Source organism: Citrobacter sp. UYEF32, assembly GCF_040546205.1.
GTDB lineage: Bacteria > Pseudomonadota > Gammaproteobacteria > Enterobacterales > Enterobacteriaceae > Phytobacter > Phytobacter diazotrophicus.
In genome coordinates this window covers 445,554-471,888 of the sequence record NZ_JBEPNI010000005.1, presented here as the reverse complement: position 1 = coordinate 471,888, position 26,335 = coordinate 445,554, and the positions used below count along the sequence as shown (strand labels likewise).

Annotated in this window: 26 protein-coding genes; 16 read left to right on the top strand and 10 right to left on the bottom strand. The window is 52.1% G+C overall.

Going from position 1 to position 26,335, the window contains the following annotated elements:
• The first annotated feature begins 145 nt into the window (after positions 1-145).
• The 3 genes from rnm (at position 146) to rluB (ending at position 2,635) form a co-directional block, all read left to right on the top strand.
• Positions 146-1,027 carry an RNase RNM gene (rnm, locus tag ABIB59_RS16785; RefSeq protein ID WP_039076923.1) on the top strand — a complete coding sequence of 294 codons (882 nt, stop codon included), beginning with the start codon at positions 146-148 and terminating at the stop codon, positions 1,025-1,027.
• Positions 1,024-1,644: an L-threonylcarbamoyladenylate synthase gene (locus ABIB59_RS16780; protein ID WP_039076924.1), complete on the top strand. Its 621-nt coding sequence runs from the start codon at positions 1,024-1,026 to the stop codon at positions 1,642-1,644. Before rnm ends, ABIB59_RS16780 begins: the two co-directional genes overlap by 4 nt.
• A 97-nt stretch (positions 1,645-1,741) precedes the next feature.
• Entirely contained in the window at positions 1,742-2,635 is an 894-nt protein-coding gene (gene rluB, locus ABIB59_RS16775; RefSeq protein ID WP_039076925.1) for a 23S rRNA pseudouridine(2605) synthase RluB, read from the top strand.
• Positions 2,636-2,812: 177 nt separating this feature from the next.
• Here the strand turns inward: rluB and cobO are convergent, their stop codons facing one another.
• Both cobO and ABIB59_RS16765 read right to left on the bottom strand, forming a co-directional pair.
• A complete protein-coding gene (gene cobO, locus ABIB59_RS16770) occupies positions 2,813-3,403 on the bottom strand; it encodes a cob(I)yrinic acid a,c-diamide adenosyltransferase (RefSeq protein WP_071194082.1) in 591 nt (196 codons plus the stop codon).
• Positions 3,400-4,158: a YciK family oxidoreductase gene (locus ABIB59_RS16765; RefSeq protein WP_039076927.1), complete on the bottom strand. Its 759-nt coding sequence runs from the start codon at positions 4,156-4,158 to the stop codon at positions 3,400-3,402. Before ABIB59_RS16765 ends, cobO begins: the two co-directional genes overlap by 4 nt.
• A gap of 229 nt (positions 4,159-4,387) precedes the next feature.
• Here ABIB59_RS16765 and sohB point away from each other — a divergent pair, with 229 nt between their 5' ends.
• Positions 4,388-5,434, top strand: coding sequence for a protease SohB (gene sohB, locus ABIB59_RS16760; RefSeq protein WP_039076928.1), 1,047 nt, complete (start codon positions 4,388-4,390; stop codon positions 5,432-5,434).
• A 45-nt stretch (positions 5,435-5,479) separates the two neighbouring features.
• Here the strand turns inward: sohB and ABIB59_RS16755 are convergent, their stop codons facing one another.
• A complete protein-coding gene (locus ABIB59_RS16755; RefSeq protein WP_039076929.1) occupies positions 5,480-5,731 on the bottom strand; it encodes a YciN family protein in 252 nt (83 codons plus the stop codon).
• 398 nt (positions 5,732-6,129) lie between these two features.
• Between ABIB59_RS16755 and topA the strand changes: the two genes are divergently transcribed.
• From topA to acnA, 6 genes are all read left to right on the top strand, one after another.
• The gene (gene topA / locus ABIB59_RS16750) at positions 6,130-8,727 is read left to right on the top strand and encodes a type I DNA topoisomerase (RefSeq protein WP_039076930.1); all 2,598 of its coding nucleotides are present in this window, start codon (positions 6,130-6,132) and stop codon (positions 8,725-8,727) included.
• A 186-nt stretch (positions 8,728-8,913) separates the two neighbouring features.
• Positions 8,914-9,888: an HTH-type transcriptional regulator CysB gene (gene cysB / locus ABIB59_RS16745; protein WP_039076931.1), complete on the top strand. Its 975-nt coding sequence runs from the start codon at positions 8,914-8,916 to the stop codon at positions 9,886-9,888.
• 316 nt (positions 9,889-10,204) lie between these two features.
• Positions 10,205-10,366: a YmiA family putative membrane protein gene (locus ABIB59_RS16740; protein ID WP_075203587.1), complete on the top strand. Its 162-nt coding sequence runs from the start codon at positions 10,205-10,207 to the stop codon at positions 10,364-10,366.
• 1 nt (position 10,367) lies between these two features.
• Entirely contained in the window at positions 10,368-10,538 is a 171-nt protein-coding gene (locus tag ABIB59_RS16735; RefSeq protein WP_165158723.1) for a YciX family protein, read from the top strand.
• Positions 10,539-10,676: 138 nt separating this feature from the next.
• Positions 10,677-10,775, top strand: coding sequence for a small membrane protein YmiC (gene ymiC / locus ABIB59_RS16730; protein ID WP_334312449.1), 99 nt, complete (start codon positions 10,677-10,679; stop codon positions 10,773-10,775).
• Positions 10,776-10,955: 180 nt separating this feature from the next.
• Entirely contained in the window at positions 10,956-13,631 is a 2,676-nt protein-coding gene (gene acnA / locus ABIB59_RS16725) for an aconitate hydratase AcnA (protein WP_354036235.1), read from the top strand.
• Positions 13,632-13,681: 50 nt separating this feature from the next.
• On the opposite strand, the gene ribA is transcribed toward acnA, so the two are convergent.
• Positions 13,682-14,272: a GTP cyclohydrolase II gene (ribA, locus tag ABIB59_RS16720; protein ID WP_039076933.1), complete on the bottom strand. Its 591-nt coding sequence runs from the start codon at positions 14,270-14,272 to the stop codon at positions 13,682-13,684.
• A 187-nt stretch (positions 14,273-14,459) separates the two neighbouring features.
• Between ribA and pgpB the strand changes: the two genes are divergently transcribed.
• The 5 genes from pgpB (at position 14,460) to yciH (ending at position 18,101) form a co-directional block, all read left to right on the top strand.
• Positions 14,460-15,224: a phosphatidylglycerophosphatase B gene (gene pgpB / locus ABIB59_RS16715; protein WP_334748552.1), complete on the top strand. Its 765-nt coding sequence runs from the start codon at positions 14,460-14,462 to the stop codon at positions 15,222-15,224.
• A 141-nt stretch (positions 15,225-15,365) separates the two neighbouring features.
• On the top strand, positions 15,366-15,674 hold the full coding sequence (locus tag ABIB59_RS16710) for a LapA family protein (protein ID WP_039076935.1): 309 nt from the start codon (positions 15,366-15,368) through the stop codon (positions 15,672-15,674).
• 6 nt (positions 15,675-15,680) lie between these two features.
• The gene (gene lapB, locus ABIB59_RS16705; RefSeq protein ID WP_354036232.1) at positions 15,681-16,850 is read left to right on the top strand and encodes a lipopolysaccharide assembly protein LapB; all 1,170 of its coding nucleotides are present in this window, start codon (positions 15,681-15,683) and stop codon (positions 16,848-16,850) included.
• Between the two features lie 187 nt (positions 16,851-17,037).
• Positions 17,038-17,775, top strand: coding sequence for an orotidine-5'-phosphate decarboxylase (gene pyrF / locus ABIB59_RS16700; protein WP_317077632.1), 738 nt, complete (start codon positions 17,038-17,040; stop codon positions 17,773-17,775).
• A complete protein-coding gene (gene yciH, locus ABIB59_RS16695; RefSeq protein ID WP_071194088.1) occupies positions 17,775-18,101 on the top strand; it encodes a stress response translation initiation inhibitor YciH in 327 nt (108 codons plus the stop codon). Before pyrF ends, yciH begins: the two co-directional genes overlap by 1 nt.
• A gap of 112 nt (positions 18,102-18,213) precedes the next feature.
• Here yciH and osmB read toward each other — a convergent pair whose 3' ends face one another.
• The 3 genes from osmB to yciZ form a co-directional block, all read right to left on the bottom strand.
• Entirely contained in the window at positions 18,214-18,432 is a 219-nt protein-coding gene (gene osmB, locus ABIB59_RS16690) for an osmotically-inducible lipoprotein OsmB (RefSeq protein WP_039076988.1), read from the bottom strand.
• A 258-nt stretch (positions 18,433-18,690) separates the two neighbouring features.
• The gene (gene yciT, locus ABIB59_RS16685; RefSeq protein WP_039076939.1) at positions 18,691-19,449 is read right to left on the bottom strand and encodes a DNA-binding transcriptional regulator YciT; all 759 of its coding nucleotides are present in this window, start codon (positions 19,447-19,449) and stop codon (positions 18,691-18,693) included.
• Between the two features lie 89 nt (positions 19,450-19,538).
• A complete protein-coding gene (yciZ, locus tag ABIB59_RS16680; protein WP_039076940.1) occupies positions 19,539-19,721 on the bottom strand; it encodes a protein YciZ/DeoL in 183 nt (60 codons plus the stop codon).
• Between the two features lie 194 nt (positions 19,722-19,915).
• Here yciZ and ABIB59_RS16675 point away from each other — a divergent pair, with 194 nt between their 5' ends.
• On the top strand, positions 19,916-20,785 hold the full coding sequence (locus ABIB59_RS16675; RefSeq protein ID WP_354036229.1) for a crotonase/enoyl-CoA hydratase family protein: 870 nt from the start codon (positions 19,916-19,918) through the stop codon (positions 20,783-20,785).
• On the opposite strand, the gene pdeR is transcribed toward ABIB59_RS16675, so the two are convergent.
• The 3 genes from pdeR to ABIB59_RS16660 all read right to left on the bottom strand — a co-directional run bounded on the left by pdeR (position 20,782) and on the right by ABIB59_RS16660 (position 26,315).
• Complete coding sequence (gene pdeR, locus ABIB59_RS16670; protein WP_039076942.1) at positions 20,782-22,773, bottom strand: cyclic di-GMP phosphodiesterase; 1,992 nt, start codon at positions 22,771-22,773, stop codon at positions 20,782-20,784. The two genes, ABIB59_RS16675 and pdeR, sit on opposite strands and share 4 nt — an antisense overlap.
• Positions 22,774-23,083: 310 nt before the next feature.
• Positions 23,084-25,018, bottom strand: coding sequence for an exoribonuclease II (locus ABIB59_RS16665; RefSeq protein WP_108701375.1), 1,935 nt, complete (start codon positions 25,016-25,018; stop codon positions 23,084-23,086).
• Positions 25,019-25,157: 139 nt separating this feature from the next.
• On the bottom strand, positions 25,158-26,315 hold the full coding sequence (locus tag ABIB59_RS16660; protein ID WP_107223051.1) for a carboxymuconolactone decarboxylase family protein: 1,158 nt from the start codon (positions 26,313-26,315) through the stop codon (positions 25,158-25,160).
• Positions 26,316-26,335 lie beyond the last annotated feature (20 nt).

Sequence of the window (26,335 nt, the reverse complement as noted above, 5' to 3'; positions counted from 1 at the left end):
ATATTCATCAGTGATACCTCGTGGAGTGAACTTGCGTACTAGTTAACTGGTTCGAGCGAGGAAAGTCAACCCTCGATTTCAGAAAATCGCCGCAGAACGTTATGATAGGGCACAGTTATTGTTTTATCGGCCACGGGAGCCGCTTTTGAGCGACACGAATTACGCAGTGATTTATGACCTGCACAGCCACACTATTGCCTCCGATGGCGTCCTGACACCACAAGAACTGGTCCACCGTGCGGTTGCAATGCGCGTAGGGACCCTGGCGATTACCGATCACGACACTACCGCCGCCATTCCCGCTGCGCGTGAAGAAATTGAACGTGCCGGGCTGGCACTCAAACTCATTAGCGGTGTGGAGATTTCCACCGTCTGGGAAAACCACGAGATCCACATCGTGGGGCTGAATATGGATATCGAAAACCCGACGCTGTGTACATTTTTACAAGATCAGCATGAACGACGCCAGCAGCGCGGCAGACTGATTGCCGAGCGGCTGGAAAAGGCGCATATTCCGGGCGCATGGGAGGGCGCGCAGCGACTGGCGCAAGGGGCTGCCGTCACGCGTGGCCATTTTGCCCGCTTCCTGGTGGAGTGCGGCAAAGCCACCAATATGGCCGATGTATTCAAAAGGTATCTTGCGCGCGGGAAAACCGGATATGTTCCACCGCAGTGGTGTACAATAGAACAAGCTATTGAAGTGATTCATCATTCTGGCGGAACGGCGGTCCTGGCCCATCCGGGTCGATATGATCTCTCCGCTAAATGGTTGAAAAGACTGCTGGCGCATTTTGCCCAAAGCGGCGGAGAGGCGATGGAAGTTGCCCAATGCCAGCAGGCTCCCAATGAGCGTAAACAACTCGCCGAGTATGCCCGCCAGTTTGGTTTACTGGCCTCGCAGGGATCGGATTTCCATCAGCCATGTCCATGGATTGAGTTGGGGCGCAAGCTTTGGCTACCGGCTGATGTTGAGGGCGTCTGGTGCAAATGGGAGCAGCCGCAAAACAGTGAAGAGAGGGAAGTATGAGTCAGTTTTTTTATATTCATCCGGAAAATCCTCAACCGCGTCTGATTACCCAGGCCGTTGAGATTGTCCGTAAAGGCGGGGTGATTGTTTACCCTACCGATTCCGGCTATGCGTTAGGCTGTAAAATTGAAGACAAAGGGGCGATGGAGCGTATTTGCCGTATCCGTCAATTGCCGGATGGCCACAACTTTACCCTGATGTGCCGCGATTTGTCTGAGCTATCGACCTATGCGTTCGTCGATAATGTGGCTTTTCGTCTGATCAAAAATAACACCCCAGGTAACTACACCTTTATCCTGAAAGGAACGAAAGAGGTGCCGCGTCGCCTGTTACAGGAAAAACGTAAAACCATCGGTCTGCGTGTCCCGGCGAATCCAATTGCGCTGGCGTTACTCGATACCCTTGGCGAGCCGATGCTCTCTACCTCGCTGATGCTACCTGGCAGCGAATTTACCGAGTCCGATCCGGATGAAATTAAAGACCGTCTGGAAAAGCTGGTCGATTTGATTATCCATGGCGGGTATCTGGGGCAACAACCGACAACGGTGGTCGATCTTACCGACGATGCCCCGGTTGTTATTCGTGAAGGCGTCGGCGACGTTAAACCTTTCCTATAATGAAGCAAGCCGCTATACTACGCGGCCATTTCACAGGCGCCGCAGTGGCCTGATGACCTTATTCGACGCCTGTGAAGGCGACACCCGAGGAAGCTCTATGAGCGAAAAGTTACAGAAAGTGCTGGCGCGAGCTGGCCACGGCTCCCGCCGTGAAATCGAAACCATCATCGAAGCAGGCCGCGTCAGCGTAGACGGCAAGATTGCCACGCTGGGCGATCGCGTTGAAGTGACCCAGGCGCTGAAAATTCGCATCGACGGTCATCTTATCTCGATAAAAGAGTCCGCTGAACAAATCTGCCGCGTGCTGGCGTATTACAAACCAGAAGGTGAGCTGTGCACGCGTAACGATCCGGAAGGCCGTCCGACCGTTTTTGATCGTCTGCCAAAACTGCGCGGCGCCCGTTGGATTGCGGTTGGACGTCTTGACGTCAACACCTGTGGTCTGCTGCTGTTCACCACCGACGGTGAACTGGCGAATCGCCTGATGCACCCAAGCCGTGAAGTGGAACGTGAATACGCGGTGCGTGTATTCGGCCAGATTGAAGAGGCCAAGGTGCGTGAACTGTCACGTGGCGTTCAACTGGAAGATGGTCCGGCAGCATTCAAAACCATTAAATTTAGCGGTGGTGAAGGGATCAACCAGTGGTATAACGTGACCCTGACCGAAGGGCGTAACCGCGAGGTGCGTCGCCTGTGGGAAGCGGTTGGCGTGCAGGTTAGCCGTCTTATTCGTGTGCGCTACGGCGACATTCCACTGCCGAAAGGATTGCCGCGCGGTGGTTATACCGAACTGGATCTGGCCCAAACCAACTACCTGCGCGAGCTGGTAGGGTTGCCGCCGGAAACTGCATCAAAAGTGGCGGTCGAAAAAGATCGTCGCCGCATGAAAGCCAATCAGATTCGTCGTGCGGTAAAACGCCACAGTCAGGTGTCAGGCAATCGTCAGGCACCGGGTAGCCGTCGTTCCGGTGGGCGTAACAGCAACGGCTAATTCCCTGACGTTTCCGGTTACCTTGGCGGAAACGTCCTCTCGTTCCCGCATATTATAATTTCCGCCATATTGCGCTGGAAAAGCGTGACACTGTCACATGTGTGGGCGAGTGTGATGGTTGAACAAATAATTGGCATGGCAGCAGTGCCGCATTGCTACGCTGCTGCCAGCGGTGTCTTAATAGTCGATACCAATCTGTGCCTTGACGCCCGCTTCGAAAGCATGTTTTACCGGGCGCAGTTCACTGACCGTATCGGCAATCTCCAGGATATCGCGGTGACAGCCGCGACCGGTGATGATCACCGTCTGGTTTGCCGGGCGCTTTTCCAGCGCATCAAGAACGGTTTCCAGCGGCAGGTAATCGTAAGCCACCATATAGGTCAACTCGTCGAGCACCACCATATCCAGCGATTCGTCCGCCAGCATACGTTGCGCATGTGTCCATACCTCAAGGCAGGCGGCAGTGTCGCTCTCGCGGTTTTGCGTGTCCCAGGTGAACCCGGTTGCCATCACCTGAAATTCGACCCCGTGCGGTTCCAGTAAATTACGTTCACCATTAGGCCAGGTGCCTTTAATAAACTGGATGGCACCGACCTTCTTTCCGTGGCCGACGGCACGTGCGGCGGTGCCAAATGCAGCGGTGGTTTTGCCTTTACCATTGCCGGTAAAAACGATAATGATGCCGCGCTCTTCCTGCGCTGCCGCCACGCGGGCTTCGACCTTGTCTTTCACCCGCTGCTGGCGTTGCTGGTAACGTTCTTCACTCATTGTGATATCCCCGGTTTTCGTCCTGGCTGAGCATCAAAACTCATGCCTGTTTTGCGACGGCTGTCATCGCCCATCAGCCATAGATAGAGCGGCATAATATCGGCTGGCGTTTTTAATTTCTGCGGATCTTCGCTCGGGAAGGCGCTGGCGCGCATCTGCGTCCGGGTACCGCCCGGGTTGATGCAATTGACCCGTAAACGGTTTTGGTACTCCTCAGCCAGCACTTGCATCATGCCTTCGGTGGCAAATTTAGAGGCGGCATAGGCCCCCCAATTTGCACGGCCCTGGCGGCCAACGCTTGACGATGTGAAGACCAGCGAGCCGCTTTCCGCTTTGAGTAATAAAGGAAGGAGCGCCTGGGTCAAATAGAAGGTGGCGTTGACGTTAACCTGCATTACGTTATCCCAGACGGCTGGCTGCTGTTCGCTCATTGGGCAAACATCACCCAGCACGCCAGCGTTATGTAGCACACCGTCCAGTCTCGGGTAGTGTTGCGTTATCTCGTTAGCGAGGCGCTGGCAATCATCGGGTGTACAGGTTGCCATGTCCAGTGTGTAGAGGCTGGCGGCCTGGCCGCCTTCGGACGCTATTTGCCCGGCAACGGCCCGGAGTTTGTCTTCGTTACGCCCCAGTAAGATGACGCGCGCGCCGTAGCGGGCATAAGTCAGCGCCGCCTCTTTGCCGATGCCGTCACTGGCGCCGGTGACCAGAATAATGTGGTTTCGCAACAGGTCGCGTTGTGGCTGGTAATGCACGCTAACTCCTTGGTCTCAACCCGTTTTTAAATCGTGTTGGCTTTATGCCTGAAACAGAAAGCGATTTCAATCAGTCTGGCAGAGAGTCTCCCGTGCGTTGGGATAATGTATAGCGGAATGTGCTGAAACTGGTCGACTGAATATCCGAAAGGGTGGCAATGCGAGACTCGCCAGAAAGGCTCATGTACACTGAATGCGATTGTTAAGTGGCTGAACCAAGGTGGAATGCGTGGAATTACTGTCTGAATATGGTTTGTTTTTAGCCAAAATTGCGACTGTTGTGGTTGCGATTGCGGTGGTCGCAATTCTTATTGTTAATCTGACACAGCGCAAACGTCAGCGGGGGGAATTACGTATTACCCGCATGAGCGAAGACTATAAGGAAATGCAGGAAGAGATGGCTGTGGCGTTGCTGGACAGCCAGCAGCAAAAGCTGTGGCATAAAGCCCAAAAGAAAAAAGCCAAACAGGATGCAAAAGCGGCAAAGGCCAAAGCAAAATCTGGCGACATGGCCTCAGCGGGCAAACCACGCGCCTGGGTGCTGGACTTTAAAGGCAGCATGGATGCCCATGAAGTGGGCGCGCTGCGCGAAGAGGTAACCGCAGTGTTGACGCTGGTGAAGCCAGAAGATCAGGTGGTTCTCCGTCTGGAAAGCCCCGGTGGCGTTGTTCATGGTTACGGGCTGGCTGCGTCGCAGTTGCAGCGTCTGCGCGATAAGCAGGTTCCGCTCACCGTCGCGGTTGATAAAGTCGCCGCCAGCGGCGGTTATATGATGGCCTGCGTGGCGGATAAAATTGTTGCGGCGCCGTTTTCTATTATTGGATCGATTGGCGTTGTGGCGCAGATCCCCAACTTCAACCGCTTCCTGAAAGGTAAAGAGATTGATATCGAACTGCATACCGCCGGGCAGTTCAAACGCACGCTGACTCTGTTGGGTGAAAACACCGAAGAGGGAAGGCAGAAATTCCGCGAGAGCCTCAATGAAACGCATGACCTGTTCAAAGGCTTTGTGCATCAGATGCGCCCGCAATTGGATATAGAACAGGTAGCGACCGGCGAGCACTGGTATGGTTCTCAGGCACTGGAAAAAGGGCTGGTCGATGCGGTCGGTACCAGTGACGAGCTGCTGCTGGGGCTGTTTGAGAGCCATGAGGTCATTGGCTTGCGCTATCAGCAGCGCAAAAAGCTCATCGACCGCTTTACCGGAAGTGCTGCAGAAAGCGCAGACCGGTTGTTGATGCGCTGGTGGCAGCGCGGACAGAAACCGCTGATGTAAGGCGAGTACAAACAAAAACGCGAGGCCATGGCCTCGCGTTTTTGTTTAATCGATCAGATGGTATTTTTCAGACAGTTCATGCGCCAGATATTTGAACATATTGAACACCGCAGTGCTTTTCCCGGTCGGCAGCCCCTGTTCATCCAGAAAATACTCGCCGCTGAACACCAGCACCCCGTTGCGCTGGCTTACGCCGGTTGCTTCAATGCCGGACAGTGTGTCTTCATGATCGCGGATAAGTTGGTTTGCCAGCTCAAGCAGAGACTGACGATCGATAGGTTGCTTAGTCGGCTCCATTTCGCCCCTCCTTAAAAATTTAACAAGTTTACGCCCCACGCGGCCCAGGGGCAAATTTTCCCTGCGCAGGCAAGGGGTTTCCCGTTACGGTAGTGCTGGCGTGATTCGAATTTGCATGCTAATAAAGTTGCGTAACAAATTTTATCAGGTACAGTGTGACCCTTTCGTCAATCTGGCAACAGATTTGCTTGACATTCGACCGTAAAATCGTCGTGCTGTATCGTAGACTAGCGAAAAAGCCTGTTAACTCAATCATCTGCTAGCGATTACTTTCGCTTATGGTCAAGAAAAGGGTTGATATCCATTGTCGCCACCGCAATATCATTGGCTCGTCGCCAGCGGAAGGTGAATCAATGTGCGACGTATTCCTGGAAGAATTTTATTAGGTAAAGGTGAATATGGGTAAAGCTCTCGTCATCGTTGAGTCCCCGGCAAAAGCCAAAACGATCAATAAGTATCTGGGTAATGACTACGTGGTGAAATCCAGCGTAGGTCATATCCGCGATTTGCCGACCAGTGGCTCAGCACCTAAAAAGAGCGCTGACTCTGCCTCCACCAAAACGGCTAAGAAGCCTAAAAAGGATGAACGCGGCGCTCTCGTCAATCGCATGGGCATTGACCCATGGCACAACTGGGATGCGCACTATGAAGTGCTGCCCGGAAAAGAGAAGGTGGTTTCTGAGCTGAAATCGCTCGCTGAAAAAGCCGACCATATCTATCTCGCAACCGACCTTGACCGCGAAGGGGAAGCCATTGCCTGGCACCTGCGGGAAGTGATCGGTGGCGATGAAACGCGCTATAGCCGCGTGGTGTTTAACGAAATCACCAAAAATGCGATTCGCCAGGCGTTCGAAAAGCCGGGCGAGCTGAACATTGATCGTGTGAATGCCCAGCAGGCGCGGCGCTTTATGGACCGCGTAGTGGGTTACATGGTTTCTCCACTGTTGTGGAAGAAGATTGCCCGTGGCCTGTCCGCTGGCCGAGTACAGTCGGTTGCTGTGCGTCTGGTAGTTGAGCGTGAACGCGAAATTAAAGCCTTCGTTCCGGAAGAGTACTGGGAAGTTGACGCTAATGCCGCAACGCCAGGTGGCGATTCTCTGCCACTCCAGGTGACGCACGAAGGGGATAAACCTTTCCGTCCGGTTAACCGCGAACAAACGATGGCGGCAGTTAGCCTGCTCGAAAAAGCCCGTTATACGGTGCTTGAGCGCGAAGACAAGCCGACCAGCAGCAAGCCGGGCGCACCGTTTATTACTTCCACACTGCAGCAGGCGGCAAGTACCCGTCTTGGCTTCGGCGTGAAGAAAACCATGATGATGGCCCAGCGTCTGTACGAAGCGGGTTACATCACTTATATGCGTACTGACTCCACCAACCTGAGTCAGGATGCGGTCAGCATGGTGCGTACCTTTATTGGTGATAAGTACGGCAAAAAATATCTGCCGGAAAATGCCAACCAGTACGCCAGCAAAGAGAACTCCCAGGAAGCGCACGAAGCGATTCGTCCCTCCGATGTTGGGGTTGAGGCTGACGCCCTAAAAGATATGGAAACTGATGCGCAGAAACTGTATCAACTGATCTGGCGCCAGTTTGTCGCCTGTCAGATGACGCCGGCGCAATACGACTCCACCACTATTACCGTGGGCGCGGGTGATTATCGCCTGAAAGCACGCGGTCGCATTTTGCGTTTCGATGGCTGGACGAAGGTGATGCCAGCGCTGCGTAAAGGCGATGAAGACCGTACGCTGCCAGCGGTAAACACGGGTGATGTCCTGTCGCTGATTGATCTGACGCCGGCTCAGCACTTCACCAAACCGCCTGCGCGCTTTAGTGAAGCGTCACTGGTTAAAGAGCTGGAAAAACGTGGTATTGGCCGTCCGTCAACGTATGCGTCGATCATTTCGACCATTCAGGACCGTGGCTATGTGCGCGTGGAAAACCGTCGCTTCTATGCGGAAAAAATGGGTGAAATTGTTACCGACCGTCTGGAAGAAAACTTCCGTGAGTTAATGAATTACGATTTCACCGCGCAGATGGAAGACCGTCTCGACCAGGTGGCAAACCACGAAGCGGAATGGAAGAAGGTGCTGGACAGTTTCTTCGGTGATTTCTCCCGTCAACTTGACCAGGCGGAAAGAGATCCGGATGAAGGCGGCATGCGCCCGAATCAGATGGTGCTTACCAGCATTGATTGCCCGACTTGCGGTCGTAAGATGGGGATCCGTACTGCCAGTACCGGGGTGTTCCTCGGTTGCTCCGGTTATGCACTTTCACCAAAAGAGCGCTGCAAAACCACCATTAACCTGGTGCCGGAAAACGAAGTATTGAACGTGCTGGAAGGCGACGACGCGGAAACCAATGCGTTGCGCGCCAAACGCCGTTGTACAAAGTGCGGTACGGCGATGGACAGCTACCTGATCGATCCGAAACGTAAACTACATGTTTGCGGTAATAACCCGACCTGTGACGGTTATGAAATCGAAGAGGGCGAGTTCCGCATCAAAGGTTATGACGGTCCGGTGGTTGAGTGTGAAAAATGTGGCTCTGAAATGCACCTGAAAATGGGACGTTTCGGTAAGTACATGGCCTGTACCAACGACGACTGCAAAAACACGCGTAAGATCCTGCGTAATGGCGAAGTCGCGCCACCGAAAGAAGATCCGGTTCCGTTGCCGGAACTGCCGTGCGAAAAATCGGACGCGTATTTCGTTCTGCGTGACGGCGCAGCCGGGGTTTTCCTTGCGGCTAACACCTTCCCGAAATCGCGCGAAACGCGTGCACCGTTAGTGGAAGAGTTATATCGCTTCCGCGACCGTTTGCCGGAAAAACTGCGTTATCTGGCGGATGCGCCGCAACAGGATCCGGAAGGGAATAAGACCATTGTCCGTTTTAGTCGTAAAACGAAACAGCAGTATGTTGCGTCGGAAAAAGACGGCAAAGCGACAAACTGGTCGGCGTTTTACGTTGATGGGAAATGGGCGGAAGCCAAAAAATAACGCTGTAAGATTAATAGCTTAAATTGAGGGCCGGTTATCCGGCCCTTTTTTTATAACATGGTTATTATTTTTTGTTCGAATCTATACATAGAAGATATAAATGATATAGTGGTTATAGTTAAATCCTTTTTTATTATGAAATCGTCTTAAGCGATTGCCCGTTTGCGCGAATTTGGATGGTCTTTCATGAAATTACAGCAGCTTCGCTATATCGTTGAAGTGGTGAACCATAATCTCAACGTCTCCTCAACGGCAGAAGGTCTTTATACCTCTCAGCCAGGCATCAGTAAGCAAGTTCGTATGCTTGAAGATGAACTGGGGATACAGATCTTTGCCCGCAGCGGTAAACACCTTACGCAGGTAACGCCAGCCGGACAGGAAATTATCCGTATTGCCCGCGAAGTTCTCTCTAAAGTTGACGCCATTAAATCGGTGGCGGGGGAACATACCTGGCCGGATAAAGGCTCGCTCTATGTTGCGACCACCCATACGCAGGCGCGTTATGCGTTACCGAACGTGATTAAGGGATTTATCGAACGTTATCCCCGGGTCTCGTTACATATGCATCAGGGGTCGCCAACGCAAATTGCGGAAGCTGTCTCCAAAGGTAATGCGGATTTTGCTATCGCTACCGAAGCACTGCATCTCTATGACGACCTGGTGATGCTTCCGTGCTACCACTGGAATCGCTCGATTGTGGTGACCCCGGATCATCCTCTGGCAGGTAAGCCATCGGTGTCGATTGAGGAGCTGGCGCAATATCCGCTGGTGACATACACCTTTGGTTTTACCGGGCGTTCTGAGCTGGATACCGCCTTCAACCGGGCAGGGCTGTCGCCGCGTATTGTCTTTACGGCGACCGATGCGGACGTTATCAAAACCTATGTGCGTCTGGGGCTTGGTGTAGGGGTGATTGCCAGTATGGCCGTCGACCCGATTTCCGACCCGGATCTGGTAAAACTGGATGCGCAGGAAATTTTCAGCCACAGTACGACCAAGATCGGTTTTCGTCGCAGCACGTTCTTGCGCAGCTACATGTATGATTTCATTCAGCGCTTTGCGCCACACCTGACGCGTGATGTGGTTGACGCCGCCGTGGCGTTACGTTCGAACGAAGATATTGAGGCGATGTTTAAGGACATTAAACTTCCGGAAAAATAATGTTAGCGGGGTAGCCTTTTATAGCAAAAGGAGCCCCTTAACCTTCCCTAAGTCGAATTATTGTTATCATCCTCTTATTTCCATCTGATACTTTTGCCTGATTGATTTTCCCTCCTGTTACATAATCTGTCATAAATTTGCGACAAACATAGAAACTAAATTGCCCCTTCGCAAATTTTTCACTTCAATAATTTATTTGCGGTCAAAAGATTAAATATTCTTTGAACAGGATGCGTAAATTCACTAGCTTTTCGACTAAAGTTTCTTTAGGATTTATCTCATCCATGATTAATTGTACCGATTGTTGGTGCCTAAAATGATAAGTGATGTCGATTGTACGAGGTTAGCAATGCCATCAGGAAGCGAAGAACCGCAAAGGGACCCGCAGCTCAAGCGTAAAGCGTGGCTGGCGGTATTTCTGGGTTCTGCCGTCTTTTGGGTCGTGGTAGCGTTAATTATCTGGAAATTCTGGGGTTAAAATGGCTGTGACAGGTCGCTCTGAGCCAGTGAAGCAAGTGTGTCATCCGCATGACAAACCGAAAGCAGCGAAACCGCAAGCTTCAACTACTGTTCCGGCGTCCTGGAAATTGACGCCACAGCAGCAAGCGTTTATTGACATCTTCGCGGAAGACGAAGTGCCAAAACAATAATTGTTATCATTAGAATTAGCGAGGTAATTAACTCATGATTCTGATGTGTACTTGTGTACTGTTAAATAAATACACCACAGCAATAATAAATTGCGTCTCAACGCAGCTTCAATGAATACATTCTTTGGTGTGTATATGATGAATAATCGCCGTTCTGTAAAATACTGGTCATGGATGAGCGCGTTTTCTTTTTCCCTGTTGTTTTGGGGAGAGCTCATCAGGATATGGTTATCCTAATCAATTGAAAAACCTCGCTCAGGCGAGGTTTTTTGCTTTAATCTCCAGCACTTGCCCACCTGACCTCAAGATTTAGCCTTTTGAGTTGTTATGAAAACGTTACGACATGTTTGTGTTATCTTTAATACAGACCCTGATAAGCATCAGGGTTTCGCTATCCCTGTTATTAAGGAGGAGCTTATGTCGTCTACCCTACGCGAAGCCAGTAAGGACACGTTGCAGGCAGAGAATAAAACGTATCACTACTACAGCTTGCCGCTGGCCGCAAAGGAACTTGGGGATATTGCGCGTCTACCCAAGTCGCTAAAAGTATTACTCGAAAATCTCCTGCGCTGGCAGGATGACGATTCTGTCACAGAAGAAGATATCCGTGCCCTTGCGGGATGGCTGAAAACAGCCCATGCCGACCGTGAAATTGCTTACCGTCCCGCCCGCGTTTTGATGCAAGACTTTACCGGCGTCCCGGCGGTGGTCGACCTTGCCGCCATGCGTGAGGCGGTTAAACGTCTCGGTGGCGATACCGCTAAAGTGAATCCGCTTTCCCCCGTAGATCTCGTTATCGACCACTCCGTCACTGTCGATCATTTTGGTGATGACGACGCTTTCGAAGAGAACGTCCGCCTTGAAATGGAACGTAATCACGAGCGCTATGTTTTCCTGCGCTGGGGACAGCAGGCGTTCAGCCGTTTTAGCGTCGTGCCGCCGGGAACCGGAATTTGCCACCAGGTCAATCTGGAATATCTGGGCAAAGCGGTATGGAGCGAATTACAGGACAAAGAGTGGGTGGCGTATCCGGACACCCTGGTGGGAACCGACTCGCATACCACGATGATCAACGGTCTCGGCGTGCTGGGGTGGGGTGTCGGGGGGATTGAAGCGGAAGCGGCTATGCTGGGCCAACCCGTCTCCATGCTGATCCCTGATGTGGTCGGATTCAAACTGAGCGGCAAATTACGCGAAGGGATCACCGCCACAGACCTCGTTTTGACCGTAACCCAGATGCTGCGCAAGCATGGTGTAGTGGGCAAATTCGTTGAGTTTTACGGTGATGGCCTGGACTCGCTTCCTCTGGCTGACCGGGCGACTATCGCCAATATGGCGCCGGAGTATGGCGCGACCTGCGGCTTTTTCCCGATTGATGGCGTAACGCTTGAGTACATGCGTCTTAGCGGACGTAGCGAAGAGCAGGTTAGCCTCGTTGAGGCTTATGCCAAAGCGCAGGGGATGTGGCGTAACCCAGGCGACGAGCCCATCTTTACCAGCACGCTTGAACTGAACATGAATGATGTTGAAGCCAGCCTGGCCGGGCCGAAACGTCCCCAGGACCGTGTGGCCCTGGGAGATGTGCCTAAAGCTTTTGCTGCCAGTACTGAACTGGAACTCAATACCGCCCAGAAGGATCGTAAGCCAGTAGAGTACGTGTTCAAAGGTGAAAAACATGAGCTTCCTGACGGCGCGGTAGTGATCTCTGCGATTACCTCTTGCACTAACACGTCGAATCCAAGTGTCCTGATGGCTGCGGGGTTGCTGGCAAAAAACGCGGTCAAGGCCGGGTTAAAACGTCAGCCATGGGTGAAAGCCTCACTGGCGCCGGGCTCGAAAGTGGTTTCCGATTACCTCGCTCAGGCGAAACTAACGCCGTATCTCGATGAGTTGGGATTCAACCTCGTCGGGTACGGTTGTACTACCTGTATCGGTAACTCGGGGCCGCTGCCAGAACCTATCGAGCAGGCCATCAAGCAGGGGGATCTCACGGTTGGCGCGGTGCTCTCGGGCAACCGCAACTTCGAAGGGCGCATCCATCCTCTGGTGAAAACCAACTGGCTGGCATCACCGCCGCTGGTGGTCGCTTATGCGCTGGCGGGTAATATGAACATCAATCTGGCCACGGATCCGCTGGGTCACGATCGTAAAGGCGATCCGGTCTATCTGAAAGATATCTGGCCATCCAGCCAGGATATCGCCCGCGCGGTCGAGCAAGTCTCCACCGATATGTTCCGTAAAGAATATGCAGAAGTTTTCGAAGGGACAGCGGAATGGAAGGCGATTCAAGTGGAAAGCTCGGACACCTACGACTGGCAGGGTGATTCAACTTATATTCGGCTGTCTCCGTTCTTTGAGGATATGGAAGCGAGTCCGAAACCGGTTGAGGATATTCACGGTGCGCGCATCCTGGCGATGCTCGGCGACTCCGTCACCACCGACCATATCTCACCGGCGGGTAGCATCAAAGCCGATAGCCCCGCAGGTCGTTACCTACAAAGCCACGGCGTCGAGCGGCGGGATTTCAACTCGTATGGCTCGCGTCGCGGTAACCATGAAGTCATGATGCGCGGCACATTTGCTAATATTCGCATTCGTAACGAAATGGTCCCCGGTGTGGAAGGGGGAATGACCCGTTATTTACCGGGTGAAGAAGTGGTTGCTATCTATGATGCCGCGATGCGTTACCAGCAGCAGGGTACGCCGCTTGCGGTTATTGCCGGTAAAGAGTACGGTTCCGGCTCCAGCCGTGACTGGGCGGCGAAAGGGCCGCGCCTGTTGGGCGTGCGGGTGGTGATTGCGGAGTCTTTCGAACGTATCCACCGCTCAAACCTGATTGGGATGGGCATCTTACCGCTGGAGTTCCCGCAGGGCGCAACGCGTAAAACGCTGGGGCTGACCGGGGAAGAGAAACTGGATATCGTCGGGCTGAATCAGCTTACACCCGGTGCGACCATTCCGGTGACGTTAACCCGCCCTGACGGTACGCAAGAGGCGGTGAATTGTCGCTGCCGTATCGATACGTCCACAGAGCTGACCTACTACCAGAATGACGGCATTCTGCATTATGTGATCCGCAATATGCTGCATTAAACGTCCGCTATGCCGGGTGGCTGCGTGACAGTTACCCGGCATATTCAGTGTTATTCGCTTAGCAGATGACCCATCTTCGCGGCTTTGGTATCGAGATAGTGCGCATTTTTCGGGTTACGCCCGACAATCAGCGGCACGCGTTCAACGATATTGATTCCGGCCTCGGTGAGGATCTCGACTTTGAGTGGGTTATTGGTCAACAGACGTACTTCATCCACACCCAGCAGTTTGAACATATCGGCGCACAGGGTGAAGTCGCGTTCGTCGGCGGCAAATCCTAACTGATGGTTTGCTTCCACGGTGTCGTAACCCTGATCCTGCAGCGCATAGGCGCGAATCTTGTTGAGCAGGCCAATATTACGACCTTCCTGGCGGTGGTACAGCAACACGCCCCGGCCTTCCTCGGCAATGTGCGTTAATGCCGCTTCGAGCTGGAAACCGCAATCGCAACGCAAGCTGAACAGCGCGTCGCCCGTCAGGCATTCCGAATGGACTCGTGCCAGAACCGGTAACTGCCCGGAAATATCCCCAAAGACAAGTGCAACATGATCCTGCCCGGTTGCCAGTTCTTCAAAACCCACCATCAGGAAATCGCCCCATGGGGTTGGCAGTTTGGCTTCTGCCACGCGTTTAAGCTGCATGTGATTCTCCAGATTTATGCTGGCCGTCAGACGATTGGCCTTTTGTATAACGTCATTTTGCCACAATGCGCTTTACATCACTAACCACCTCCTGACGCATTGCTGTTAAAACGCACAAATCTGGCACTTTTCCCGAAAATGTTATTTATCAGTTATGATTGTGAAGTTACAGATCAAAGGAGAAGAGATGTTTTCTATTGCAAAGCGCACGACAGTCGGTGCGGGAATACTGTTAATTATGCCGGTTGTTGTATGGATATCAGGCTGGCGCTGGCAGCCTGAGGAAAGCAGTGGATGGCTGCGCGCAATGTACTGGATGACGGAGACCGTGACCCAACCCTGGGGCATTATCACCCATGTAATTCTCTGCGGCTGGTTTTTGTGGTGCCTGCGTTTTCGATTAAAAGCGGCACTCATGCTGTTTGCTATCCTGGGCTGTGCGATCCTTGCGGGCCAGGGGGTGAAATCGTGGGTGAAAGAGCGGGTACAGGAACCCAGGCCATTTGTGGTCTGGCTTGAAAAAACACATAATATTCAATCCGATGAGTTTTACAGCCTGAAACGTAAAGCGCGAAGCCAACTCGTGGAAACACAGTTGATCAACCAGGCGGCTATTCCTGAGTTTTTACGCAAACACTGGCAAAACGAAACGGGGTTTGCCTTCCCCTCAGGCCATACCATGTTTGCTGCAAGTTGGGCGCTCCTTGGTGTCGGTTTGCTTTGGCCTCGTCGTCGTACCTGGACCCTTGTCGTGTTACTGCTGTGGGCTACAAGTGTCATGGGAAGCCGATTACTGCTGGGCATGCACTGGCCTCGCGATCTGGTTGTCGCGACACTCATCTCCTGGATGCTGGTGACAATCGCCACCTGGCTTGCGCAACGCCTGTGTGGACCGTTGACGCCACCCGTCGAAGAGAAGCAGGAAATCGCCGAAAGGGAGCAGGAAAGTTGAAATTCTGCATTTAGACCCTAAATCAGTATGAGGTGTCACGCATTTCCGTTTCCCGCCAGACGCTAAAATGGTAGTTTATAAGGCTGGATGCAGTCAGTTGAACATAACTTATTCGCTCATAACCACATAACGGGAAGTAATGTGAAATATTTACTCATTTTCTTATTGGTGCTGGCGATTTTTGTCGTTTCGGTCACGCTTGGTGCACAAAACGATCAGCAGGTGACCTTCAATTATCTGCTCGCCCAGGGCGAATATCGCATCTCGACATTACTGGCCGTTCTTTTTGCTGCTGGTTTTGTCATTGGTTGGCTGATTTGTGGTCTGTTCTGGCTGCGCGTACGTGTTTCTCTGGCGCGTGCGGAGCGGAAAATTAAACGACTTGAGCATCAACTCGCGCCTGCTACCACGGCTGCTGTGAATCCCGGTACGCCGGTAGTAAAGGAATAATCGTATATGTTGGAGTTGTTGTTTCTGCTGTTACCTGTTGCGGCTGCATACGGCTGGTACATGGGGCGCAGAAATGCTCAACAAACTAAGCAGGACGAAGCAAACCGGCTATCGCGTGATTACGTAGCCGGTATGAACCTGCTTCTGAGCAACCAACAAGATAAGGCGGTGGACCTGTTCCTCGACATGCTCAAAGAGGATACCGGCACTGTCGAAGCCCATCTTACCCTCGGAAACCTGTTCCGCTCGCGCGGCGAAGTCGATCGCGCTATCCGCATTCACCAGACCCTGATGGAAAGCGCGTCGCTCTCTTATGACCAGCGATTGCTTGCCGTTCAGCAACTGGGCCGTGACTACATGGCCGCAGGGATGTATGACCGTGCGGAAGATATGTTCAATCAACTTGTTGATGAGACAGATTTTCGTATCAGCGCGCTCCAGCAGCTCTTGCAAATTTATCAGGCGACCAGCGACTGGCAGAAAGCCATTGATGTTGCGGAGCGGCTGGTTAAGCTTGGTAAAGATAAGCAGCGAGGCGAAATTGCCCATTTTTACTGTGAACTGGCGTTACAGCAAATGGGGAATGACGATATGGATAAGGCGATGGCCTTGCTGAAAAAAGGAGCGGCCGCCGACCGCGATAGCCCGCGCGTGTCGATCATGATGGGACGCGTGTTTATGGCAAAAGGGGAATACGCTAAAGCGGTAGAGAGCCTTCTGCGTGTCATCGACCAGGATAAAGAACTGGTCAGCGAAACGCTGGAAATGCTGCAGGTGTGTTATCAGCATCTGGGCAAACAGGACGAGTGGGCCGCGTTCCTCCAGCGCTGTGTCGAAGAGAACACCGGCGCAACAGCGGAATTGATGCTGGCGGAAATTGTGGAAAACCGCGAAGGGCAGGATCCTGCGCAGATGTACGTCACGCGTCAATTGCAGCGCCACCCAACGATGCGTGTTTTCCATAAATTGATGGATTACCATCTGAACGAAGCGGAAGAAGGGCGCGCAAAAGAGAGTCTGATGGTACTGCGCGACATGGTAGGCGAACAAATTCGCAGCAAACCGCGCTATCGCTGCCATAAATGTGGTTTTACCGCCTTTACGATGTACTGGCATTGCCCGTCCTGCCGTGCCTGGTCGACCGTTAAGCCTATTCGCGGTCTCGACGGGCAGTAGTATTAAAAAAAAGCGTACTTTAGTTACAACATACTAATGGTTTTTTTCACCCGTCAGGTTTAGCACCGCAGTCTCATTGCCTGGCAGTAGGTGAATGGAGCCTGTCAATTCCGCTTTAGCACAGGTAGAATGCTCGCCGTTTATTATTCGCGCCTGAGCGGGTGCCCTCATCAAAGAAGGTCTCATCATGACGTCCACTGCTTCATCTATTTCCCGCGCGTTAACGTCTTCTCCGGTCGTGGTCGCGCTTGACTACGATAACCGTGATAAGGCTCTGGCCTTTGTTGACCGCATCGATCCCCGTGACTGCAGGCTGAAAGTCGGCAAAGAGATGTTCACGCTGTTTGGCCCGCAACTGGTTCGCGACCTGCAACGACGCGGTTTTGACGTGTTTCTGGACTTAAAATTTCATGACATTCCAAACACGGCAGCGCACGCGGTAAAAGCAGCGGCAGATTTAGGTGTGTGGATGGTGAACGTACATGCTTCTGGCGGTGCACGAATGATGACCGCCGCCAAAGAGGCGCTTCTCCCTTTCGGTAACGATGCGCCACTTCTTATTGCAGTAACGGTACTCACCAGTATGGAAGCCAGCGATCTGCAAGGATTAGGTATTACCGCTACCCCTGCTGAATACGCAGAACGTCTGGCGGGCCTGACGCAGCAATGCGGTCTGGACGGTGTCGTCTGCTCAGCGCAAGAAGCGGTGCGCTTTAAAGCGGCTTTTGGTCAACAATTCAAACTGGTGACGCCGGGTATTCGTCCGCAGGGCAGTGAGGTGGGTGATCAGCGTCGCATTATGACCCCGGAGCAGGCGCTGGCAGCCGGTGTAGATTATATGGTGATTGGTCGCCCGGTCACGCAGTCTGCTGATCCTGCTCAGACTCTGCGCGATATTAACGCATCTCTTGGCCTGGAGGCGTAATGAGCGATAACAATAGTCGTCTGGTCTATTCCACCGAAACCGGGCGAATTAATGAAGAAAAAGCGCCCGTTGAGCGCCCGAAAGGCGATGGCGTTGTGCGTATACAGCGTCAGACCAGTGGCCGTAAAGGGAAGGGGGTATGCCTGATCACCGGTGTTGAAGGTGATGACGCCGCGCTTACAACCTTAGCCGCTGAGCTCAAAAAGAAATGTGGCTGCGGCGGCTCAGTAAAAGATGGCGTTATTGAAATTCAGGGCGATAAACGTGATTTGCTTAAATCGTTACTGGAAGCGAAAGGGATGAAAGTTAAACTGGCAGGCGGGTAAGATTTCTGCCTAAGAGAAAGGCCGCGATTTTCATCGCGGCCTTTTTAATACTGCTTATTCAGACCTGAAAGAAAGTATCTTTATTCTGTTTTAAGTGCCGTGATGAAGCGAATTATTTACCAACCTGGTGACCGATAATACCACCAACCGCCGCGCCACCCAGTGTACCCAGCGTGCTACCATCGGTTAAGACAGCACCACCTAAAGCACCCGCGCCGGCACCGATTGCGGTATTACGATCGCGTTTAGACCAGTGACCGCATGCACTCAGAGACATTGCCAGGGTTACAGCCAGCAGAGCGGCTGCCATTTTTTTGCTTGTTAACATCATCATACTTTCTCCTGAATAGTTGATTCACGGAAAGTGTTCTCTTTAAGTATAGTGCCTTTAGCCTGTACTAAAGACTTTCCGTAAAACCTTATGGCGCAGGTGTTACTAAATTCACGCGTGTGATAGTTACGTCCTGTTATATCGCTGAATATAATTTTACGTCTGAACATTTTTACCGGCAGGGTAAATAGTCTTAATTGGCGGGTCAGAATAGTCTCAGATATGAAGGAGATAGCCCGACTGAGCGGGCTGTTTCTATTAAAGCGAAGCGGCTGTATTGACGATATCGACCAGAAGACCAGATTCCTGCAACTGGCGCTGAGCATCTGCGGGGATACCCGCATCGGTGATTACACGATTAAAGCAGTTGCCCACGCCCAACGTGTATGGATGCACCGCGCCAAATTTTGAGCTGTCGGTCAGGACAATGGCTTCGTTGCCTTTTTCCAGCACCGCGTTAACCACGTCAGAGCGCATCATATCTCTGCCGGTAAAACCGGTATCAGGCAACCAGCCATCAATGCCAATAAATGCCTTGCTGAAATGCACTTGCTGAACGTATTGCCGGGTAAGGGGGCCGACGACGCTTTCACTCTTCTTCTGATAAATACCGCCCAGCAGAATAACGTCACACAGGGCATCTTTAAGGAGATGTGCGATATAGCTGCTAACGGTAATGATAGTGATGCCACGTTGCTCACCAAGACGACGGGCCAGCAGCGCGTTGCAGCTACCGTTTTCGATAAATACCGTTTCGCCGTCACTTACCAGCGATGCGGCGTAGTCAGCAAGCTCACGTTTTACGGTGTAGTTATTCATCATGCGCGTTTCGACGTCGTCGCTATCCAGCGGAACGGCAAAACCGTGCGTACGACGCAGGTAACTCTGTTTTTCAAGGGTATTGAGGTCCTGTCGGATGGTCACTTCGGAAACCCCTGTCATTTTTGACAGATCCGAAACGCTCATTCGCCCCTTATCGATTACCGTCTGCAGTATTAATTGTTGTCGGGAATTCATGTCCACTACTTTCAGAGTCGTTACGTCTATTAATAAAAAGCTATAACGGCGCCACCTTCCTGTGGTCCGCTAACGCGAGAGGGTATCAGTCAGACTTCCCAGGGTGTTTTAGGGGTGCCTGCAGGTGCGGATTTATCCGCGTTATCAAGGTGCTGTAATTCAGCCTTCAGAATTTCCAGGTTACGAATGGCGGATTGGTAATCGCCCGCAACCAGAATGTCCAGCACGGTATCGAGCCGTCCGGTCAGTTGCTTTACATCAATGTCGGCCATGTCTTCACCTTTATGTTTGAAAATTAACAAAATGAATGATGCAGAAAACAGTGTAAAAAGAGAAGGGGAAAAGCGAAATCTCAAAATATTATAAGTACTAATTATATATTCATTAAGTTACATACAGCTAAGGTTGCTGCTGGATTAGTCTTGCTCTGCGCACACTGCGCTTTTATTTCCGGAGGAGTAAGTCTATGACAGTTATCAACCAGGCTACGTGTAAACTTTTTACGGATAATGAACGTTTTACGCAACTTTCGGGCTACTACGAAGAAGAACGCCGCACTGTATGGATGATGTTGCGCGCTCAGCCTCGGCCCTGTTTTAACCATGTATTAATCGAAGAGATCATGAACATCTCCTGGCTTGTCCGACAAGCGGGATTTGCCGTCGATTTCTGGGTAACGGGCTCGCTGGTACCCGGCATGTACAACGTGGGGGGCGATCTGAACTTCTTTGTTGAGTGCATCCAAAATGGCCGCCGGGAAGCACTGCGTGCCTATGCCCGTGCTTGCGTCGATTGCGTACATGCGGCGTCTCGCGGGTTCGATACTGGAGCGATTTCGCTGGCCATGGTCGAAGGCAGTGCATTAGGCGGCGGCTTTGAAGCGGCGCTGGCGCACCATTTTGTCCTGGCGCAACGCGATGCTCGCCTCGGATTTCCGGAAATTGCCTTTAACTTGTTCCCGGGCATGGGCGGTTATTCGCTGGTGGCCCGTCGCTCAGGGATGAAACTGGCGGAGGAATTGATCTACAAAGGCGAGTCTCATACAGCGGAGTGGTATGCGCAACAGGGTCTGGTGGATGAGCTTTTTGAGCCCGGACAAAGCTATCTGGCTGTACGTACGTTTATTGATACGCTGCAACCCCGGCTCAATGGTATCCGCGCGATGTTGCGCGCGCGTCAGCGCGTAATGCAGCTTCCTCGCAGTGAGCTCATGGACATTACCGAAGACTGGGTTGATGCCGCCTTCTGCCTGCAACCGAAAGACGTGGCGTATATGGAACGTCTGGTGCAGTTGCAGAACCGGCATTCATCCACCAGTTTAAGTAAAGTGAGCTAGCCCTTTTTCCGCGCCTGATAGCGCTTATACCATCGCTCGAATACGGCAGCGGGCATGGGTTTAGCAAATAAAAATCCCTGCCGTTCGTTGACGCCGTTCTTGGTAAGGAAGGCGTCTTCTTTCGCATTTTCAACCCCTTCGGCTATCACCTGTAAATTCAGCGCCTGTGCGACCGCAACAATCGCCCGCACCAGTGACTGCGAAACAGACTGCTTATGGATATCCTTAACGAAGGATTGATCGAGTTTTATCGCATCTATAGGAAAACGCGCCAGTTGTGAAAGGGAAGAGTAACCGGTACCAAAGTCGTCGAGATGTACCTGAGAGCCCAAATCACTGAACTGCTGAATCACTGACAGCGCAAGATCCGCATTTTCAATCAGACAACTTTCTGTCAGTTCAACGTCTATCGGGCAATATTCAAAATTCAGGTCATGCAAAGCCTGTTTTAAATCGCTGAATATCGACTGGTCTGCTAACTGTCGTGCTGAGACGTTTACCGCCACACGCAAATTGATGCCCTTATCGCGCCACTTCGCAACCTGACGCACGACATCGAGCATAACCCAGCGCCCCAGGGGCACAATCAGCCCTGATTCTTCTGCATAGGCAATAAAATCCTGCGGCGGAATTAACCCACGTTCCGGCGACTGCCAGCGCACCAGGGCTTCCAGGCTGCGCACTTCACCACGCCAGGTGACTTTGGGCTGATAGTGAATCACCAGTTGGTCATTATCGAGTGCTTTACGCAGGTTAGTATCAAGCCATAAATACTCGAAAACCCGCTGATTCATCTCGGGAGTGAAAACACAGAATTTCCCACGTCCGTTTTCTTTTGCGATATACATCGCGGTATCGGCGTTGCGAATAATGCTTTCGCGATCGTTACCATGCTGTGGGGCAAGGGAAATCCCCAACGAACAACCGGTGTAAATCTCGATGAGGCCAATCCGGAAGGGCTGGCGCAGACGGGTGATAATACGCGAAGCCATCGCCTCCAGCGCGCTTTGCGACGAATCTGTCGCCAGGACAATAAACTCATCACCTCCCAGGCGCGCCAGAGTCTGGCCTTCGTCCAGACAGCTTAAAATTGCCAGGGCCACGGCCTGTAAAAGTTGGTCGCCGAACATATGGCCATAGGCATCGTTTACTTTTTTGAAATTATCCAGGTCCAGGTAAACAATACCAATTTGCGTGTCGCCACGATTATCAATCGCGTTGCTGATTAACTCATGAATAGCATTACGATTGGGCAACCCGGTAATGGTGTCGGTATTCGCTAAAACCCGTAAGCGCTCTTGTGCCCGACGTTCTTCGGTAATATCGGTGCCGGAACAAATAAGGAAGATTTCGTTTTTTCCGCTGCCGCTGTGTACGAATTTATTGCGAAATAAGAACAGACGTTGCCCCTTTCGCGTTTTAATCCAGCGTTCGACTTCGTAAGAAGCGCCGTTACGGAAAAATTCAGAGATATTGCGTTTAGAGGCTTCGGCTTCGTTATGGCTCATAAAGAGTTTAAAAACGTTTTGCCCTATAACCTCTTGCTCTTTTAAACCCGTATATTCTTCACAAAGTCGATTAAAGCGCTGGATATTGCCATGGCGATCGAGGATGACGATTACGGAATTGGCTTCGGAAACAACCTGTTCGGCAAAGGAGAGCCCTTGAACCAGATCCCGTGCCACGGATGACGTGTCATTCCACGCTGACGCGGTTCCGGCCCACTCGGTTTTATTGATTTTGCGGCCAACTAAATGAACGGGAACATTATCGCCAAATAAAGATATATGCATAGTCAGGCTGGAAGTAATAACGGTCATTTGTCGTAGCTGTGTTGCCTGCTCATCATTAAGTGTCACAACCTGACTTGACTCAGAGTCTTCATCAGGGGCGAAATGTAATGCGTTGCTGTCAGCGGTCAATCGCCAGAATGGGCTGCTGGAACCCAGGTAACGAAACAGTAGATTCTGTTCCTGATCGTCTCTCATGCTGTCTCCCAACCCACCAAAAAGCGCAACGGTTACTCATCTAATGACGGATTAACCCCCTTTTATTAAGGGGTAATCAGGGATGAAGGTATTGTTTTTATTTACAATCTTATAATAAAACGAGTTCCGTACAAAAGAACATCAGATGCGAAAAAATGGATAGAACGCCGTAAAAATGTGCAAAGTTATTTTATTGTGGTCGCTTTTAATGCTTTTTGTGAGGATTTGAAAAAAAATGAGGGTGGTATCGCTTTCACAAAGAAATTTTTGCTCCCTCTGAATGAAAGAGGGAGCAAAACAACGTGGTTTATCAGGCGGCTGGGCGCGCGATAATACTACGGGTTTCCATACGAACTTCCGCAATGGTGACATCAATAACGTCAGTCACTTTATAAACGGTTTCGCCTTTAATTTGCACGGTCCCGGTTTCCTGGCTGCATACTAATTCATCGCGTACTGCATGCAGGAACGGTGCCGGGATAAACGCAATGGCGCCGTTATCCACAAGACGAACACGCATGCCGCCACGGCTGATATCGATAATCTCGGCACTAAATCGGGTTTCGGTACCGGCTTTATTCTGCAAGAAACGGGCATACAGCCAGTCACCAACATCGCGTTCCGCCATGCGATTAAGACGACGACGCTCAGCCATCTGCACGGTAGCTTCGGCCTGTGGGCGTTCTGCGGTTTCACCTTTGATTACCGCTTTCAGCAGGCGATGGTTGATCATATCGCCATACTTACGAATAGGGGATGTCCAGGTGGCGTAAGCTTCGAGACCCAGACCAAAATGTGGACCTGGATCGATGCTGATTTCCGCAAAGGACTGGAAGCGGCGAATGCGACTGTCGAGGAAACCGGACGGCTGTGCGTCCAGCTCGCGACGCAGCTTACAGAAGCCATCCAGCGTCAGCACTTCTTCCGCATCCACGTGCATTCCGTGGCCTTTCAGTAGCGTGGCAAGCTGTTCACTGTTCGCCGGGTCAAAGCCCAAATGCACGTTATAAATGCCAAAGCCGAGCTTGTCTCGCAGTACGCGAGCCGCGCAGATATTGGCGGCAATCATTGACTCTTCCACAATACGGTTTGCGATTCGACGCGGCTCGGCAACGATATCTAGCACTTCGCCTTTTTCGCCAAGAATAAAGCGATAGTCTGGGCGGTCTTTAAACACCAGCGCATGGGTCTGGCGCCACTGAGAACGAGCCTGACATACGCGCTGCAGCAGACGAATTTGAGTAGCGATAGCCTCGTTTTGTGGCTGCCAGCTACCGCTGTTTTCCAGCCAGTCAGAGACCTCGTCATAAACCAGTTTGGCTTTTGACGTAATCGTCGCGGCGAAGAATTCGATATTGTCTTCGATAGCGCCTTGCGCATCCAGCGTCATGCGGCAGGCCAGTACCGGGCGAACTTCATTAGCGCGCAGTGAACACAAGTCATCAGACAGTTCACGCGGCAGCATCGGAATGTTGAAGCCTGGCAGGTAGTTGGTAAAGGCACGCACTTTGGCGATGTTGTCCAGCTTGCTACCTTCTGCGATCCACGCGGTTGGGTCGGCAATCGCAACGGTCAGTTGCAGTTTGCCTTCGGCGGTCTCTTCAACATACAGCGCATCGTCCATATCTTCGGTGCTGGCACTGTCGATGGTAACAAAATCCAGCGAGGTCAGATCGATACGCTCAAGGCCTTCATCCAACATGGCGGTCGCAACACCATTTGGTGCTTCTTTTTCAAGATTATGACGTGCCAGGGTGACCCACCATGGCACAAAATGGTCGTCACCGAAGGTGATGAATTGCGTCAGCTCAGCATAAAAGCTGCGATCGCCTTTGAGCGGATGACGGCGCATTTCAGCAACCGCCCAGTCACCATCTTTGAAATCGTGCGTCACGCCACGTTCAGCGCGGCAGGGGATAACATCTTTAATTAACGGATGGTCAGGAACAATAGAAAGACGGTCATCTTTCTTCTGCACCCGGCCAACAAAACGGCTCAGGAACGGCTCAACCAGCTCTTCAGGTTCAGCGGATTCGCGTTCCTTTTCGGTGTGGATCACAGCGATAATTCGATCGCCGTGCATCACTTTTTTCATCTGCGGCGGCGGAATAAAGTAGCTTTTTTGCGCATCGACTTCGAGGAAACCAAAGCCTTTTTCCGTGGCTTTAACGACACCTTCCGCACGGGGTGTTTGGGAATGAAGTTGCTGTTTTAGCTGCGCGAGCAGCGGGTTGTCCTGAAACATAATTTTGTATTTTCGTGGCTGAAAGAGCGGCTGACAGTTTTACGCGAATCTGCCTGTTGCAGCAAGCGCTGTTTCAGCAAAATGCCCGTCCCTGACTTAGCAGAAAGCCACATGCCGGGTAAGGGCGCTTGTACCAGAATCAGGCGATGTCACCGAAGGCAATTTTCAGACGGTTTAACCAGCCGCATAACGCGCACCAGATAAGCAATCCAATGGCTGATGCTTCGTTAATGCCATTCTCTTTCAACTGAGCAAAATGCGCCGGGCTAAAACGGTCGGGCGCGCAGGTCAACATCTGAACAGCTTGCACAATGGCACCTTCTTTCTCGCGAGTTTGTCCGAGGCATTTCAGTACCCGATCACCACTCCGCACCGCTTCGGCAAGGTCATCATCACCGTGCCAGCGTTGCCAGGCTTCGCTAAAGCAATTTACGCTGCCATTAATTCGCGCAGTGTAGAGAGTGACCAGTTGTGTAATGTTGTCGTCCACCAGCGCCGGGAGCGCGCCGCTATAAATTTCACCCAGCGCATCCAGTGAGGGGTACTCATGCGCCAGTACGGGCGCGAGAAGCTGAAAAGCAGGCAACGGTTGCCAGTTGGCAAGTGACTCCATCTGACGTGCGCTGGCGGTGCGTAAATCCACCGGCGCAATGCCTGGCGTCCACTGTGCTTGCGTTGCATCAAACAAGGCATGTTCGGCCTCTTGCTGCATTTCCATGCCGGGGATCCAGCGCACAGGCTGTCCCTGTAGCGCCTGAAAAGTGGCGATGGCGCGCGCCTGAAAACCAATAAAACCGATAACCTGGCCCATCAAAATAATGTCGTATTCTGTTAATCCCACGTCATCAAGCTGCTGGCGGGCACGGGCGTCAATAACGCCAGGTGACAGCGCGAGCTGGCGGGCATATTGCGTAATTTGCGCCAGACGTCGATTGCTCTCCCGCGAAGAGTCCGGGCCGGGAAGGGGGGCCAGACGTGCGGCATAGTGATTACACAGGCGCTGCACGCCATATACCTGAGCGACAGTCAGTGCGGTACTCAGGCGGTCGTAGGCGCTGAATGTATGCAGGCGATTGACCGTTACGCGCTGGGGAAACAGGAATTTGTACAGTGTTCGTGCTGGCGTCAGCCAACTGTTGCACGCCTGAATTAATGCATCGGGCAGGGTGAGGTTTAACAGAAACGGGTCGTCAACAGTGGCTGCTTCGGGAACTAAGGGTAGCGCCTGAGCCTGACGGGCGCTCGACTGGGTTTCATGATACCAGTGGCTTTTGCCGGAAACACGGCGTTGTTCCATGGTCGTTCCTTGGTCTAAAA